The 16,342-nt window shown below is 67.9% G+C and carries 13 protein-coding genes; 9 read left to right on the top strand and 4 right to left on the bottom strand.

The window, feature by feature from the left end; genetic code table 11:
* Positions 1-8: 8 nt before the first annotated feature.
* From CFB40_RS06215 to CFB40_RS06205, 3 genes are read left to right on the top strand one after another with little or no spacing between them, the layout of a single operon-like run.
* Positions 9-1,052 (top strand): Fe(3+) ABC transporter substrate-binding protein, encoded by a 1,044-nt coding sequence (locus CFB40_RS06215; protein ID WP_089430816.1) that lies wholly within the window; start codon positions 9-11, stop codon positions 1,050-1,052.
* On the top strand, positions 1,042-2,718 hold the full coding sequence (locus CFB40_RS06210) for an ABC transporter permease (protein WP_089430815.1): 1,677 nt from the start codon (positions 1,042-1,044) through the stop codon (positions 2,716-2,718). Before CFB40_RS06215 ends, CFB40_RS06210 begins: the two co-directional genes overlap by 11 nt.
* A 4-nt stretch (positions 2,719-2,722) precedes the next feature.
* Positions 2,723-3,496 (top strand): ABC transporter ATP-binding protein, encoded by a 774-nt coding sequence (locus CFB40_RS06205; RefSeq protein WP_089424911.1) that lies wholly within the window; start codon positions 2,723-2,725, stop codon positions 3,494-3,496.
* 68 nt (positions 3,497-3,564) lie between these two features.
* Here the strand turns inward: CFB40_RS06205 and CFB40_RS06200 are convergent, their stop codons facing one another.
* The 4 genes from CFB40_RS06200 to CFB40_RS06185 form a co-directional block, all read right to left on the bottom strand.
* Positions 3,565-4,035 (bottom strand): Lrp/AsnC family transcriptional regulator, encoded by a 471-nt coding sequence (locus CFB40_RS06200; RefSeq protein WP_006484401.1) that lies wholly within the window; start codon positions 4,033-4,035, stop codon positions 3,565-3,567.
* A 253-nt stretch (positions 4,036-4,288) separates the two neighbouring features.
* Positions 4,289-4,930 (bottom strand): NAD(P)-dependent oxidoreductase, encoded by a 642-nt coding sequence (locus CFB40_RS06195; RefSeq protein WP_089430814.1) that lies wholly within the window; start codon positions 4,928-4,930, stop codon positions 4,289-4,291.
* Positions 4,931-5,059: 129 nt separating this feature from the next.
* Positions 5,060-5,515, bottom strand: a complete 456-nt coding sequence (locus CFB40_RS06190; RefSeq protein ID WP_089424909.1) for an Rrf2 family transcriptional regulator — start codon at positions 5,513-5,515, stop codon at positions 5,060-5,062.
* A gap of 90 nt (positions 5,516-5,605) precedes the next feature.
* Positions 5,606-6,034 (bottom strand): hypothetical protein, encoded by a 429-nt coding sequence (locus CFB40_RS06185; RefSeq protein WP_089430813.1) that lies wholly within the window; start codon positions 6,032-6,034, stop codon positions 5,606-5,608.
* A 193-nt stretch (positions 6,035-6,227) separates the two neighbouring features.
* Between CFB40_RS06185 and CFB40_RS06180 the strand changes: the two genes are divergently transcribed.
* The 6 genes from CFB40_RS06180 (at position 6,228) to CFB40_RS06155 (ending at position 16,340) form a co-directional block, all read left to right on the top strand.
* Positions 6,228-6,563: a hypothetical protein gene (locus tag CFB40_RS06180; RefSeq protein WP_089424907.1), complete on the top strand. Its 336-nt coding sequence runs from the start codon at positions 6,228-6,230 to the stop codon at positions 6,561-6,563.
* Positions 6,564-6,827: 264 nt separating this feature from the next.
* The gene (locus tag CFB40_RS06175; protein WP_089430812.1) at positions 6,828-8,021 is read left to right on the top strand and encodes an ammonium transporter; all 1,194 of its coding nucleotides are present in this window, start codon (positions 6,828-6,830) and stop codon (positions 8,019-8,021) included.
* A gap of 190 nt (positions 8,022-8,211) precedes the next feature.
* Complete coding sequence (locus tag CFB40_RS06170) at positions 8,212-10,176, top strand: PhoX family protein (RefSeq protein ID WP_089424905.1); 1,965 nt, start codon at positions 8,212-8,214, stop codon at positions 10,174-10,176.
* Positions 10,177-10,763: 587 nt separating this feature from the next.
* Positions 10,764-11,588, top strand: coding sequence for an IclR family transcriptional regulator (locus CFB40_RS06165; protein ID WP_089424904.1), 825 nt, complete (start codon positions 10,764-10,766; stop codon positions 11,586-11,588).
* 252 nt (positions 11,589-11,840) lie between these two features.
* A complete protein-coding gene (locus CFB40_RS06160) occupies positions 11,841-13,211 on the top strand; it encodes an MdtA/MuxA family multidrug efflux RND transporter periplasmic adaptor subunit (protein ID WP_089430811.1) in 1,371 nt (456 codons plus the stop codon).
* Positions 13,212-13,226: 15 nt separating this feature from the next.
* Positions 13,227-16,340 (top strand): MdtB/MuxB family multidrug efflux RND transporter permease subunit, encoded by a 3,114-nt coding sequence (locus CFB40_RS06155; RefSeq protein ID WP_089424902.1) that lies wholly within the window; start codon positions 13,227-13,229, stop codon positions 16,338-16,340.
* The last annotated feature ends 2 nt before the right edge of the window (positions 16,341-16,342 follow it).

Here is a 16,342-nt window from a genome sequence, read left to right as displayed (position 1 = left end):
GAGTCTTCATGTCGAATCCGCGCACCCGCCTGCTGCCGCTTGCCGGCGCCCTCGTCCTTGCCGCCGCCGCATTCGCGCCGCTGGCCCACGCGGCCGAGGAAGTGAGCCTGTACACCACCCGCGAACCGAAGCTGATCCAGCCGCTCATCGACGCCTTCACGAAGCAGAGCGGCGTCAAGGTCAACACGGTGTTCGTGAAGGACGGCCTGCTCGAGCGCGTGAAGGCGGAAGGCGCGCAGTCGCCGGCCGACGTGCTGATGACGGTCGACGTCGGCAACCTGCTCGACCTCGTCGACGGCGGGCTCACGCAGCCGGTGCGCTCGAAGGCGCTCGACGACGCGATTCCCGCGAACCTGCGCGGCGCGAACGGCGACTGGTACGCGCTGTCGCTGCGCGACCGCGTGCTGTACGTCGAGAAGGACCTGAAGGTCGATGCATTCCGCTACGAGGATCTCGCCGATCCGAAATGGAAGGGCAAGGTCTGCATCCGCTCGGGCCAGCACCCGTACAACACGGCGCTCGTCGCGGCGATGATCGCGCACGACGGCGAAGCGGCGACCGAGAAGTGGTTGCGCGGCGTGAAGGCGAACCTCGCGCGCAAGGCGACGGGCGGCGACCGCGACGTCGCGCGCGACATCCTCGGCGGCATCTGTGACGTCGGCCTCGCGAACGCTTACTACGTCGGCCACATGAAGAACGCGGAGCCCGGCAGCGACGCGCGCAAGTGGGGCGACGCGATCAAGGTCGTGCGGCCGACGTTCACCAACGCGAAGAGCGGCGGCACGCACGTGAACATCAGCGGCGCGACGGTCGCGAAGCACGCGCCGCACAAGGCCAACGCGGTGAAACTGCTCGAGTACCTCGTATCGCCGGAAGCGCAGGCGCTGTATGCGCAGGCGAACTACGAATACCCGGTGCGCGCGAACGTGAAGCTCGACCCGGTGATCGCCAGCTTCGGCACGCTGAAGATCGACCCGCTGCCGCTGGCGGACATCGCGAAGCATCGCAAGCAGGCGAGCCAGTTGGTCGACAAGGTCGGTTTTGACAACTGACGCAACCACCGGCGGCACGCGCCGGCCGAGCGTGCTGCCGCGCGCGGGCAGCCTGTGGCTGCTCGCGGCGCTGGCGATCGCCGCGGCGGTCGCGGCGCCGCTTGCGGTACTCGTGGCCGCCGCGTTCGACGCCGATCTCGCGCACTGGCGCCATCTCGCCGAATTCGTGCTGCCGCAGGCACTCGTCAATACGCTGCTGCTGCTCGCGGGCGTCGGCGCGATCGTGTCGATCGTCGGCACCGGCTGCGCGTGGCTCGTCACCGCGTACGACTTTCCCGGCCGCCGGATGCTGACGTGGGCGCTGCTGCTGCCGCTCGCGGTTCCCACCTACATCGTCGCGTTCGCCTATCTCGACCTGCTGCACCCGATCGGCCCGGTGCAGGGCGCGATCCGCTGGCTGCTCGGCTTCGACAGCCCGCGCCAGTTCCGCCTGCCCGACCTGCGCTCGCTGCCCGGCGCGATCTTCGTGCTCGGCTTCGTGCTGTATCCGTATGTTTACCTGAGCACGCGCGCGATGTTCGTCACGCAGTCCGCGAGCCTGCTCGAAGCCGCGCGCACGCTCGGCGCGGGACGCATCGCCACGTTCTGGCGCGTCGTCGTGCCACTCGCGCGGCCCGCGATCGCGGTGGGCGTGAGCCTCGCGCTGCTCGAAACACTGAACGATATCGGCGCGTCGGAATTCCTCGGTGTGCAAACGCTGACCGTGTCCGTCTACACGACGTGGATCACGCGCTCCGACCTCGCCGGCGCCGCGCAGATCGCACTCGCGATGCTCGCGATCGTCGTCGGCATGATCGTGCTCGAACGCTACGGGCGCCGCCGCCAGCGCTATGCGCATGGCCGGCGCATGCGGCCGATCGCGCCGCGCCGCCTGACGGGCACGGCCGCGTTGGGCGCCGCGGTGCTCGGCTGGCTGCCCGTGCTGCTCGGCTTCGGCGCACCGGCCGCGTACCTCGCGGTCGAGACGGCCAAGCGGCTGCATCTGGTCGGCGGCGTATCCGCACAGCTGGTGACGGGGCTCGCGAACACGCTGACGATCGCCACCGCCGCCACCGTCGCGACGCTCTTGTGCGGGCTCGTCGTCGCATGGGCCGCGCGCGCGCAACGCGACAGCGCCCGCGCGGGCCCGGCCCGCGTGTGCGCGAGAATCGCCAGCCTCGGCTATGCGGTGCCCGGCACCGTGCTCGCGATCGGCCTGCTGATCCCGTTCGCGGCGGCCGACCGGCTGTTCGGCATGGTGCTGGGCCGCGACGGGCTGCTGCTGATGGGATCGACCGCCGCGCTCGTGATCGCCTATACCGTGCGCTTTCTTGCGATCCCGGCCGGCAGCATCGAGGCCGGCCTCGCGCGCATTCCGCCGTCGCTCGAACAGGCGGCGCGCTCGCTCGGCGAGACGGCCGGCGGCACGCTGCGCCGCGTGCACCTGCCGCTGCTGCGGCCCGCGCTCACGACGAGCGCGCTGCTGGTGTTCGTCGACGCGATGAAGGAATTGCCGGCGACGCTGCTGCTGCGTCCGCTGAACTTCGACACGCTCGCGACCTGGCTGTATGCGGAAGCCGCGCGCGGCACCTACGAGGAAGGCGCGGTCGCCGCGCTCGCGATCGTGCTGGCCGGGCTCGTGCCCGTGATCCTGCTCGCCCGCACCCGCCACAAGATCGGAGCCTGACACCGTGAACCTGCTCGAACTCGATGACCTCTGCCTCGCCTACGACACGCCGCACGGCCGCCGCACCGTGGTCGACGGGCTGAGCCTCGCGCTGCCGCGCGGCGACATCGGCTGCCTGCTCGGCGCGTCCGGCTGCGGCAAGACCACCGTGCTGCGCGCGATCGCCGGCTTCGAGCCGGTGCGCATGGGGCGCATCATGCTGGACGGCGTGCCCGTCGCGGCGCCGTCGCTCGACGTGCCGCCCGAGCGGCGGCGCATCGGCATGATGTTCCAGGATTACGCGCTGTTCCCGCACCTGAGCGCGGCGGACAACGTCGCGTTCGGCCTGCGGCGCATGCCGAAGGCCGAACGGCGCGTGCGTGTCGCGGAAATGCTCGAACTCGTCGGCCTCGCCGATTCCGGCGGTGCGTATCCGCACGAGCTGTCGGGCGGCCAGCAGCAGCGCGTCGCACTCGCGCGTGCGCTCGCACCGTCGCCGGAGCTACTGCTGCTCGACGAGCCGTTCTCGAACCTCGACGTCGATACCCGCGAGCGGCTTGCGTTCGAGCTGCGCGACATCCTGAAACGCACGGGCCACACCGCGATCCTCGTCACGCACAACCAGGCCGAAGCGTTCGCGATCGCCGACCGGATCGGCGTGATGAAGGATGGCCTGCTCGCGCAATGGGATACGCCGTACGCGCTGCATCACCATCCGGCCAGCCCGTTCGTCGCGGATTTCGTGCGCCGCGACGCGCTGGCCGACGAACGCGCGCGCGCACTGGCGCGCGGCCGCTGAACCCGCGGGCGCGATGCGCGCCCCGGTTGGTTCATCGCCGCGTTTCGTTGCCGCGCTTCATTGCCGTGTCAGGCCGGCTCGGCAAGATCGCGCACGGGCAGCGCGGTCGAATACTTGATCTGCTCCATCGCGAACGACGAGCTGACGTCGAACAGCGGCACCGTGCGAATCAGCTGCTTGTAGACGCGGTCGTAATCGTCGATGCCGGCCACCACGACGCGCAGCAGGTAATCGGTCTCGCCGCTCATCCGGTACACCTCGACCACTTCCGGCATGTCGCGCACGGCCTGCGTGAAACGCTGCGCCCATTCCTCGGTGTGCTGGTTCGTGCGGATCGCGACGAACACGGTCGTGCCGACCCCGAGCTTGCGCGGATCGCACAGCGCAACCTGCGCGCGAATCGCGCCGGTTTCCTTGAGCCGCTGCACGCGCTTCCAGCACGGCGTCTGCGACAAGTTCACACGCTGCGCCAGTTCCGCGATCGGCAGCGTGGCATCGGCCTGCAACAGCTCCAGCAGCTTGCGATCGATGGCGTCCATTTCTCCAGTCCCTCGTAGATAGAAATTTATTCTATTCATCCTGCACAACGGGGAACAATATGAAAACGGCTTCGCCGCGTCGACCGGTATAAATACCGATCCGGCACGCGCGCGCAGCGAGCGAATCCGCCGCCACACCGCACGCGCCAAATGAAACAGGCGACTCCGCCCGTGAAGGTGGAATCGCCTGGCGTTCCTGCACGTCGCGGCCAGCCCGGCGCTCACGCGCCACGGGCCAGCGTCAGCGCACTGCTCAATACGCGACCGTCGCGATCTCGTGCACGAAGCTGCCTTGCTCGAGCGCGTCGACGAACGCGACCGCGTAGTCTTCCGCCGAGATCTTGCTGTTGCCTTGTGCGTCCGCGATCAGCTTGCCGACGCCCGTGCGGAACGTGCCCGTGCGCTCGCCCGGGGCGATCAGCGCGGCCGGCGCGAAGAACGTCCAGTCGAGATCGCTGACCGTCTTCAGGTAGTCGAGTGCGTCGCGGTGCGCGAGCGCGACCGCCTTGTACGCCTCCGGGAAACCTTCGCTGTCGACCAGCTGCTTGCCCGGCGCAACTTCGAGCGAACCGGCGCCGCCCACCACCACGAGCCGCTTCAGCCCCGCCTGGCGCGTGCCGGCAACCAGCGCCTTCGCAGCTGCGACGACCTTCGCCGCATCATCCTGCTTCGGGCCGTACGCGCTCGCAACGACGTCATGGCCCGGCAGTGCGGCCGCAATGCTGGCCGCGTCGAACAGGTCGGCCGCCTTCGCGGTGATGCCGTCGCCGGCTGCGCCCGGATGGCGCGACAGCGCGGTCACGCGATGGCCGCGTCGTGCCGCTTCCGCGGCGATGCGCGAGCCGATCGTGCCGGTGGCGCCGAACAGCGCGAAATTCAAGGTACGTTGCGTCATATCGATTCTCCAGTAAGAAAAATATGTAACGTAGTTAATTACATATAAGACCGAAAAAAACGGGGCAAAGCCCCCGTTGCGCCGGTCGCCACGCCTCGCGCGCCGTCCGGCCTCCTGCCTTGCCGCCACTCACCCGCCGGCGCGTGCCGCCTGCTGCGTGCGCTGCTCCAACTCCAGCACGTCGGCCGTCACGTCGGCCAGCGTGCGCGTGCCAAGCGATGCTTCCATCGCACGCTGCGCGTCGCCGATGTAATCGATCAGCGCGCCCTGGATGTGCCGCCCGACGAGACACGCGGGATTCGGCGCCTCACGGTGCAGCGCAAACAGTTGCGCATCGTCGACCGCGCGATACACGTCGAGCAACGTGATCGCGCCGGGCTCGCGCGCCAGCAACGCACCGCCGCCCGCGCCCAGTTGCGACGTGGTCAGCCCCGCGGCCGCCAGCATCGACAGCAACCGGCGGATCAGCGCCGGATTCGTGTTCACGCTGCCCGCGATGATGTCGGACGACAACGGCACGCCCTCCTGCATCGACAGCAAGGCAAGCACGTGGACGGCAAACGCGAACCGGCTGCTGGTATTCATTCCTGACTCATTTGACGACGCCGGCCCATCCCGCAGCCGGCGACATGTGTAACCATCATAATTACATTTAGCGGATCATGCAAGCCCGCGTCACTCTCCGCTCGCGGGCTTGGCGCCCGGCGCATTCTGCTGGCTCCACTGCTGGAGCTTCTTGCCGGCTTCGGCGATCTTCGCGCCGGCTTCGGAAGCCGCATGCGCGACGACCGCGGACGCGGCCGCGTCGATCTGTGCCTGCGCGGCGGAGGCGAGGCCGCTCGCGGACAGCGGCGGCACGGCCGACGCCGCGGACGCGATGCCGGCCTTCGCGGCGTTGAGCTGCTGGTTGACGGTGCTCGCCACCTGGTCGAGCGCCTTGGCCGCATTGTTCGCGGCATCGGCGGCCGCGCTCGCGGCCGTATCGGGTTGCGTGACCGGCGCACCGGACTTCTCGCAGCCCGCGAGCAACAGCAGCGCACCGGCGGCCACGGCCGCCAGTACGAACCCGGGCACGCGACGCGCCCGCGATGTCTTCATGTTCATCAGCAATCTCCGGCCGCGCGTCGCGCGGCCTCGTGGTTGGACCGACGTCGATGATACCGCCTGTGGAACAGGGCCAATCACGCACCGTGATTAAAAATGGCTTTCAATTTCGGACTCGTCTGATTCAATCGCACACGCGAGGACACTAAAGTGGGCACGCTTCAATCCGCTTTGGACGCGCCCCCTTTTTCTCATGGATTTCCTCGTCGACTGGTTCATCGCCCTGGCCGCCGTACTCGCCGCCACCCTTTTCCTGTGCCTGCGCCCGCCGTCGGCGCGCCGCCTGGCCGAATCCGGGCGCCCGCGCCGCGTCGCGTCCGCGCGCCTGCTCACACAGGCCGTGATCGGCTTCTGGACGGCCGCGCTGATCGTCGCGGAAGGCATCCTCGGCCCCACCGCCGACGGTCAGTCGCTGGCGGGCTTCGCGGCACTCGCGTTTGCCGCCCTCGGGCTGGCGACCGTCGCCGCCTACTGGTCGGCGTGCGCACTGCGGCTGCGCCGGCCGCCGCTGCTGTTCCCGCGCCACTGACGCGCCGAAACGGTGCGCGGCACCGCACCACCACGCACCACGTCGCGCCAATCGGCCCATCACGCGCACCAGTTCCGCACACGTCGCACCACACGCGTGCAATCGGCATCCCGTCGCACCCGCAAGGGCCACGCCCCCTTCCCGTGCACGATTCACCGGATTGCCGCACCACACGGTGTTGAAGCACCAACTCCACGCAGCCGTTCACCAAGTTGGCTCGATACTTGCATTCCTCGCCCGTTTTTTGCGCAAGGAAGCCACGGCATGGATGGTCTGAAATCCGGCGTCGACACACTGTTCCTGTTGATCGGCGCCGTCATGGTGCTCGCGATGCACGCGGGCTTCGCATTTCTCGAACTCGGCACGGTCCGCAAGAAGAACCAGGTCAACGCGCTCGTGAAGATCCTGGTCGACTTCTCGGTGTCGACGCTCGCGTATTTCTTCATCGGCTACACGATCGCGTACGGCGTCGAGTTCTTCGACGACATCGGCACGCTGTCGCAGCACAGCGGCTATGCGCTCGTGCGCTTCTTCTTCCTGCTGACCTTCGCGGCGGCGATCCCGGCGATCGTGTCCGGCGGCATCGCCGAACGCGCGAAGTTCAATCCGCAGCTCGTGGCGACGCTGATCATCGTCGGCTTCATCTATCCGTTCTTCGAAGGGATCGCCTGGAACAACCGCTTCGGCGTGCAGGCCTGGCTCACGCACGCGTTCGGTGCGCCGTTCCATGATTTCGCGGGCTCCGTCGTCGTGCACGCGTTCGGCGGCTGGGTCGCGCTGCCCGCCGTGCTGCTGCTCGGCGCGCGCCACGGCCGCTATGCGAAGGACGGCCGGATCGCCGCGCACCCGCCGTCGAACATCCCGTTCCTCGCGCTCGGCGCGTGGGTACTCGCGGTCGGCTGGTTCGGCTTCAACGTGATGAGCGCGCAGACGCTCGACAAGGTCAGCGGCCTCGTCGCCGTGAACTCGCTGATGGCGATGGTCGGCGGCACGCTCGCCGCGTGGATGGCCGGCCGCAACGACCCGGGCTTCACGTACAACGGGCCGCTCGCGGGCCTCGTCGCGGTGTGCGCGGGCTCCGACGTGATGCACCCGATCGGCGCGCTCGTCACCGGCGCCGCGGCCGGTGCGCTGTTCGTCGCGATGTTCACCTGCGTGCAGAACAAGTGGCGCATCGACGACGTGCTCGGCGTGTGGCCGCTGCACGGCATGTGCGGCGCGCTCGGCGGCCTCGCGGCCGGCGTGTTCGGCCTGCCCGCGCTCGGCGGTCTCGGCGGCGTGTCGTTCATGTCGCAGCTCGTCGGCACGCTCGGCGGCATCGCGATCGCGACCGCCGGCGGCACGCTCGTCTACGGCGCGCTGAAAGCGACCGTCGGGCTGCGCCTCGACCGCGAAGCCGAGTTCGACGGCGCGGACCTGTCGATCCACCGCATCTCGGCGACGCCCGAACGCGATTGAGCGCAAACGCTTGCGACCGGCGGCCGTCCGCTCACCTGACGGCCGCCCGACACATCATTACGTTTTCAATTCAAAAAACTTTCATCTAGCGTCCCTACACTTCCGTCCAGTTTTCAATTTGCCTTCGCCGAGCTTGCCGACCGCCTGCTTCGCAAAGGCCATTCTTCCAACAACTGAAACTGGACTCCACATGCCCGCGTTGCCCAATGCTGCCCGTCGTCAGGCCCTGAAGATCCTCGCCGGCGCGCCGATGCTTCCTCTTTCCGGCCTCGCGCTGCCGGCCCTGCTGACGGGTTGCGGCGGCGACGACAATCCCGCGTCGACGCCGGCCCCGGTCGCCGCTGCATACACGTCGGCGACGTTCTCGGCGATGGCCGCCCCGACGCTCGACAACGCGGCCGCGATGGCCACGACGACGGTCGGCTCGACGCTGTCGGTGTCGTTCTCGGACGGCTCGGCGCGCAACTTCAAGCTCGCGTACCGGCCGTTCTTCGTGACGGGCGACCTGGTGCCGGACGGCAAGGGCGGCACGACGCTCGCGGGCGGCTACTACGACATCAACAACCAGCCGATCATCGATCGCTCGGTGGCCGGCAAGGAGCGCCAGTTCTACTCCGACTGCCCGGACGGTAGCTCGCTGCTGACGCTGAAGAACGCGAACGTGCCCGGCGTGAAGGGCAACACGGTGTTCGCCGTCGTGCAGTTCGAATACACGACGCGCGACCAGGCGAGCGCGTCGCAATACGGCCAGTTGCCGTCGCCGATCGCGGTGATCACGCTCGATCAGGATCCGGCCAACGGCGCGCTGAAGGTCGTCAAGTACCACAACGTCGACACGTCGAAGGCGCACGGCCTGTGGATCACGTGCGGCGCGAGCCTGTCGCCGTGGGGCACGCACCTGTCGAGCGAGGAGTACGAGCCGGACGCGACGAAGGTCGCGACCGACGCGCAGTTCAAGGCGTTCAGCAAGAACACGTTCGGCGACGAGACGAAGGCGAACCCCTACCACTACGGCCACCTGCCCGAGATCACCGTGAATCCGGACGGCACGGGCACCGTGAAGAAGCACTACTGCCTCGGCCGCATCTCGCATGAGCTGATCCAGGTGATGCCGGACCAGCGCACCGTGATGATGGGTGACGACGCCACCAACGGCGGCCTGTTCATGTTCGTCGCCGACAAGGCGGCCGACCTGTCGGCCGGCACGCTGTACGTCGCGAAGTGGACGCAGACGTCGTCGGCCGGCGCGGGCACCGCGACGCTCACGTGGATCAAGATCGGCCACGCAACCAGCAGCGAGATCGAAGCGCTCGCGAACACGCTGAAGGCGTCGGACATCATGGACCTCGCGACCACCGACCCGAACGATGCGAGCTACACGAAGATCCACTTCGGCGGCAAGTTCAACTGGATGCGCGTGAAGCCGGGGATGGAAAAGGCGGCCGCATTCCTCGAGACCCACCGCTACGCGGCGCTGCTCGGCGGCAGCATGGGCTTCACGAAGCTCGAAGGCACGACCGTGAACGCGAAGGACAAGATCGTCTACACGGCGATGTCGCGGATCGAGACGTCGATGGTCAAGGGCAATGCGGTGTCGCGCGACGTCGCGGTCGACAAGAAGATCGCCGCGGGCGCCGTCTATGCACTGAACCTGAAGGGCAGCCAGCGCGACACGACGGGCAGCGCGATCGACAGCGAATGGGTGCCGGTCGACATGGGCGCGCCGGCCGCGCTCGTCGGCGAGGATCTCGCCGCGGCCGACGGGCTCGGCAACCTCGCGAACCCGGACAAGATCGCGAACCCGGACAACCTGAAGTTCTCCGAAAAGCTGCGCACGCTCTTCATCGGCGAAGACTCGGGCATGCACGTGAACAACTTCCTGTGGGCCTACAACGTCGACACGAAGTCGCTGGTACGCGTGCTGTCGTGCCCGGCCGGCGCCGAATCGACGGGCCTGCACGCGGTCGACGAGATCAACGGCTGGACCTACATCATGAGCAACTTCCAGCACGCGGGCGACTGGGAATCGCCGCTGCACGACAAGGTCAAGCCGACGCTCGATCCGCTCGTGCGCACGAACTTCAAGGACCGCTTCGGCGCCAGCGTCGGCTACCTGACGGCCGAGCAGACCAGCATCCAGCTCGCGAAGGCCTGACCGGGTCACGCGAGGAGGTCCGCCCCCTGGTGGGCCCCTTTCTTCATCACCGTTCATTCGTCGGCGCTCCACGCCGTTTGATGCGCGATGCCCAGGGCGGGCATCGCGCTTTTTTTTGCGCACGCGAATCACGCAAGGCGCGCGCGCAAACAGACGCTGCCCGCGTTCAAACGGGGGTTGCGACGATCGGGGGATAATACGGGCCTGACGCGTCCGGGCGGACGGGCAGAAAGACAGGCAAAAAAAAGCGCCACGGAGACCGTGGCGCTAAAAAAGTTCTAGCCATTCCGAGGGCCGTGCTAGAACCTGAGAGACTGCGCGAAACATCGTTGCCGGTTAAACTCTTGAAACGATGTTTCGAAAACGTGAGACATTCTTTCCGTTTCCGCCCGACAAGTCAAGCGGTATTTGCACCGGTTCATGCACTTTCTGGCAACGCTCATTTGAGCGTTTTCCTAATAAACCAAGGGTGAACCCGTAAAATCTCATCCAATGACCGGTTCGCCCGCAGAACATGCATCCTTTGACAATAGTCCTACAATACCAACAAAATTGAAATCGAGTTTCGGAATTAGAGAGAATCCCTCGTGTCGACAACTGTAACCCCTCCCGCGTCGCGGGACCGTGAATCGTCGCCCGACGAGATCACCGCCCTTGCCCGCGGCCTCGCCGTGCTGCGCCGCATCGCGGCGGCCGACGCGCCCGTCAGCAACCGCGAGCTGACCGAACTGACCGGCATCCCGAAGCCGACCGTCTCGCGCATCACCGCGACGCTCGTCAGCGCCGGCTTCCTGTTCCAGTTGCCCGACAGCGAGCGCTTCGTGCTCACCGCGTCGGTGCTCGAGCTGAGCCACGGCTTCCTGCGCAACTTCGACATCCGCGCGCGTTCGCGGCCGTTCATGATCGAGCTGGCCGAACGCACGTCGCTGTCCGTGCACCTCGCGGTGCGCGACCGGCTCGACATGGTCGCGATCGACGTGATCCGTCCGCGTTCGGCCGTACTCGTCACGCGCCTCGAAATCGGCTCGCGGATGGACATCGCGCGCACCGCGGTCGGCCGCGCGTATCTCGCCGCACTCGAGGACGACGAACGCCGCCAGTTGCTCGAGTCGCTGCGCACCACGGCGGGCGACGACTGGCCGCATGTGTCGGCCCGCCTGACCCCCGCGCTGGACGACGCGATGCGCGACGGCCACGCGATCGCGATCGGCGAATGGCGCGAAGGCCTGAATGCCGTCGCGGCCGGTTTCGTCGGCCCGTCGGGCCAGCGCTATTCGGTGAATTGCGGTGGCGCGTCGCACCAGTGCCCGCCCGAGTGGCTGCACGAACACGTGGTGCCCGCGCTGCATGAATGTATCGCGAAAATCACCCGCGAGATCGGCGGCGCACCGGCCCGTCGCATCAGCGTGTAATCGTTTCGTCATCGCACTGTCGCGTTCTGTAACGACCGTAACCCGTTGAAAGATAGGCCACTGGACTGTAACGGGGACGGGACGTAGGATCATGCCCATCGTCGCGCCGCACTCGCGGTGCGCACCGCTCTTTTCCCGCGCAGACCGGCGGGGGCCCGGACCGAGCCGGGCGCCTCCCCCGGCACCGCTTGCCCACGCGCAGCCCGGCAGCCCGATTTCCGGCCCGCCGCGCCGTCTTCCTGACAGATCACGATGGATAACGAACAAAAGCCCACGCCTCCTTCGAAAGACCCCGCGTCCCCCGCCGCGCGGCGCCCGCGCCGCACGCTGATGGCCGGCGCACTCGCGGTCGTCGTCATCGGCGGCCTGCTGTGGTGGCATCCGTGGAACCGCACGCCGGCAGCCGGCAGTGGTGCGAGCGGTGCGGGCGCAAGCGCCGCCGGGGGTGCCGGCGGCCACCGCGGCCGTGGCGGCCCCGCCGCGATGGCGAACGTTCCGCAACCCGTGCAGGTCGCGACCGCGACCCAGGGCGAAATGCCGATCGTGCTGTCCGCGCTCGGCACCGTCACGCCGCTCGCGAACGTGACGGTCAAGACGCAGTTGTCCGGCTACCTGCAGTCGGTCGCGTTCCAGGAAGGCCAGATCGTCAAGAAGGGCGACCTGCTCGCGCAGATCGACCCGCGCCCGTACCAGGTCGCGCTCGAGAACGCCGAAGGCACGCATGCGCGCGACTCGGCGCTGCTCGCGACGGCCCGCCTCGACCTGAAGCGCTACCAGACGCTGCTGTCGCAGGACTCGATCGCGTCGCAGACCGTCGATACGCAGGCCTCCCTCGTCAAGCAATACGAAGGCGCGGTGAAGACCGACCAGGCCGCGATCGACTCCGCGAAGCTGAACCTCACGTATGCGCGCATCACCGCGCCGGTGTCGGGCCGCGTCGGCCTGCGCCAGGTCGACCCCGGCAACTACGTGACGCCCGGTGATACCAACGGCCTCGTCGTGATCACGCAGTTGCAGCCGATGAGCGTGATCTTCACGACGTCGGAAGACAACCTGCCGCAGATCCTCAAGCAGGTGAACGCGGGCCAGAAGCTGTCGGTCACCGCGTACAACCGCAACAACACGGTGCCGCTCGAGACGGGCTCGCTCGCGACGCTCGACAACCAGATCGACACGAGCACGGGCACCGTCAAGCTGCGCGCGAACTTCGATAACAAGGAAGGCATGCTGTTCCCGAATCAGTTCGTGAACACGCGCCTGCTCGTCGACGTGCTGCGCAACGCGACGATCGTGCCGACCTCGGCCGTGCTGACCGGCTCGATCGGCCAGTTCGTCTACGTCGTGAAACCCGACAACACGGTGACCGTGCGCAAGGTCACGATCGGCCCGGTCGACGGCGAACGCACGAGCATCGTCAGCGGCGTGTCGCTCGGCGAGCGCGTGGTGACCGACGGCTCCGACCGCCTGCGCGAAGGCGCGAAGATCTCGATCCCGGCCGACAAGCCGAAAGGCGCGTCGGGCGCGCGCGGCGCCGGTGCGGCGTCGGGCGCATCGGGCGCCGGCGGCCATCGCGGCGAACGCAAGCACGGCGCGTCGCAGGCAGCGGCCTCCGCGGCCCAGTAACGCGCGGGCCGCTCGATGAATCCATCCCGCCTCTTCATTCTCCGGCCGGTCGGCACCGCCCTCCTGATGGCGGCGATCATGCTGGCCGGTCTCGTCGCGCTGCGCTTCCTGCCGCTCGCCGCGCTGCCGGAAGTCGACTATCCGACGATCCAGGTCCAGACCTTCTACCCGGGCGCGAGCCCGGAGGTGATGACCTCGTCGGTCACCGCGCCGCTCGAACGGCAGTTCGGGCAGATGCCGTCGCTGAACCAGATGTCGTCGCAAAGCTCGGCCGGCTCGTCCGTGATCACGCTGCAGTTCTCGCTCGACCTGCCGCTCGACATCGCCGAACAGGAAGTGCAGGCCGCGATCAACGCGGCCGGCAACCTGCTGCCGTCCGACCTCCCTGCCCCGCCGATCTACGCGAAGGTCAACCCGGCCGATGCGCCGGTGCTGACGCTCGCCGTCAAGTCGAAGACGCTGCCGCTCACGCAGGTGCAGGATCTCGCCGACACGCGCCTCGCGATGAAGATCTCGCAGGTCGCGGGCGTCGGTCTCGTCAGCCTGTCGGGCGGCAACCGCCCGGCCGTGCGGATCCAGGCGAACCCGACCGCGCTCGCGAAGTACGGGATGAACCTCGACGACCTGCGCACGACGATCTCGAACCTGAACGTGAACACGCCGAAGGGCAACTTCGACGGCCCGACGCGCGCGTACACGATCAACGCGAACGACCAGCTGACGAGCGCCGACCAGTACAACAGCGCGGTCGTCGCCTACAAGAACGGCCGCCCGGTGATGCTCACCGACGTCGCGACGGTCGTCGCCGGCTCGGAGAACACCAAGCTCGGCGCGTGGGTGAATGCCGACCCCGCGATCATCCTGAACGTGCAGCGCCAGCCGGGCGCGAACGTGATCGCGACCGTCGACGCGATCAAGGCGCAATTGCCGAAGCTGCAGGAAACGCTGCCGGCCGCGCTCGACGTGGAGATCGTCACCGACCGCACGACGATGATCCGCGCCGCCGTGCGCGACGTGCAGTTCGAACTGATGCTCGCGGTCGCGCTGGTCGTGCTCGTGATGTACCTGTTCCTCGCGAACGTCTACGCGACGATCATCCCGAGCCTGTCGGTGCCGTTGTCGCTGATCGGCACGCTCGCGGTGATGTACATGGCCGGCTTCTCGCTGAACAACCTGTCGCTGATGGCGCTCACCATCGCGACCGGCTTCGTCGTCGACGACGCGATCGTGATGATCGAGAACATCGCGCGCTACGTGGAGGAAGGCGAGACGGGGCTCGAGGCCGCGCTGAAGGGCTCGCGGCAGATCGGCTTCACGATCATCTCGCTGACGGTGTCGCTGATCGCGGTGCTGATCCCGCTGCTGTTCATGGGCGACGTGGTCGGGCGCCTGTTCCATGAATTCGCGATCACGCTCGCGGTGACGATCGTGATCTCGGCGATCGTGTCGCTCACGCTCGTGCCGATGATGTGCGCGAAGCTGCTGCGCCATTCGCCGCCGCCCGAGAGCCATCGCTTCGAGGCGCGCGTGCACCGGGCGATCGACTGGGTGATCGCGCGCTACGCGGTCGCGCTCGAATGGGTGCTGAACCGCCAGCGCTCGACGCTCGTCGTCGCGCTGCTGACGCTCGCGCTGACCGGCCTGCTGTACGTCTACGTGCCGAAGGGCTTCTTCCCCGCGCAGGATACCGGCGTGATCCAGGCGATCACGCAGGCGCCGCAGTCGATCTCGTACGGCGCGATGGCGGAGCGCCAGCAGGCGCTCGCGGCCGAGATCCTGAAGGATCCGAACGTCGAGAGCCTCACGTCGTTCATCGGCGTCGACGGCAGCAACATCACGCTGAACAGCGGCCGGATGCTGATCAACCTGAAGGCGCGCGACGAACGCGCCGAGTCGGCCGCGCAGATCATCCGCGACCTGCAGCACCGCGTCGCGAACATCACCGGCATCTCGCTGTTCATGCAGTCGGTGCAGGACCTGACGATCGACTCGACCGTCAGCCCGACGCAGTACCAGTTCATGCTGACGAGCCCGAACTCGGAAGAATTCGCGACCTGGGTGCCGAAGCTCGTGGCCCGGCTGCAGCAGGAGCCGTCGCTCGCCGACGTCGCGACCGACCTGCAAAGCAACGGCCAGTCCGTCTACATCGAGATCGACCGCCCGAGCGCCGCGCGCTTCGGCATCACGCCGGCGACCGTCGACAACGCGCTGTACGACGCGTTCGGCCAGCGCATCGTGTCGACGATCTTCACGCAGTCGAACCAGTACCGCGTGATTCTCGAGTCCGAGCCAAAGGAGCAGCACTACGCGCAATCGCTGAACGACATCTACCTGCCGTCGGCGGGCGGCGGCCAGGTGCCGCTGTCGTCGATCGCGTCGTTCCACGAGCGGCCGTCGCCGCTGCTGGTCGCGCACCTGTCGCAGTTCCCGTCGACCACCATCTCGTTCAACCTCGCGGCGGGCGCGTCGCTCGGCGAGGCGGTCAAGGCGATCGGCGCCGCCGAGAAGGACATCGGGCTGCCCGCGTCGTTCCAGACGCGCTTCCAGGGCGCGGCGCTCGCGTTCCAGGCATCGCTGTCGAACCAGCTGTTCCTGATCCTGGCCGCGGTCGTCACGATGTACATCGTGCTCGGCGTGCTGTACGAGAGCTACATCCACCCGATCACGATCCTGTCGACGCTGCCGTCGGCCGGCGTCGGCGCGCTGCTCGCGCTGATGATCACCGGGCACGACCTCGACATCATCGGGATCATCGGCATCGTGCTGCTGATCGGCATCGTGAAGAAGAACGCGATCATGATGATCGACTTCGCGCTCGAGGCCGAGCGCGTCGAAGGCAAGCCGCCGCGCGAGGCGATCTACCAGGCGTGCCTGCTGCGCTTCCGGCCGATCCTGATGACGACGCTCGCCGCGCTGCTCGGCGCGGTGCCGCTGATCGTCGGCTCCGGCGCGGGCTCCGAGCTGCGCCAGCCGCTCGGGATCGCGATCGCCGGCGGCCTGATCGTGTCGCAGGTGCTGACGCTGTTCACGACGCCCGTGATCTACCTCGGCTTCGACTCGCTCGCGCGCCGCGTGCGCGGCTGGTTCGAACGCCACGGCCCGCAAGCCGGCCCGCGCACGGATGCGTAGCA

It is taken from the genome of Burkholderia sp. AU31652 (assembly GCF_002223155.1).
Lineage (GTDB): Bacteria > Pseudomonadota > Gammaproteobacteria > Burkholderiales > Burkholderiaceae > Burkholderia.
The sequence above is the reverse complement of the archived record's forward strand: the minus strand, read 5'-3'. Positions and strand labels throughout refer to the sequence as shown.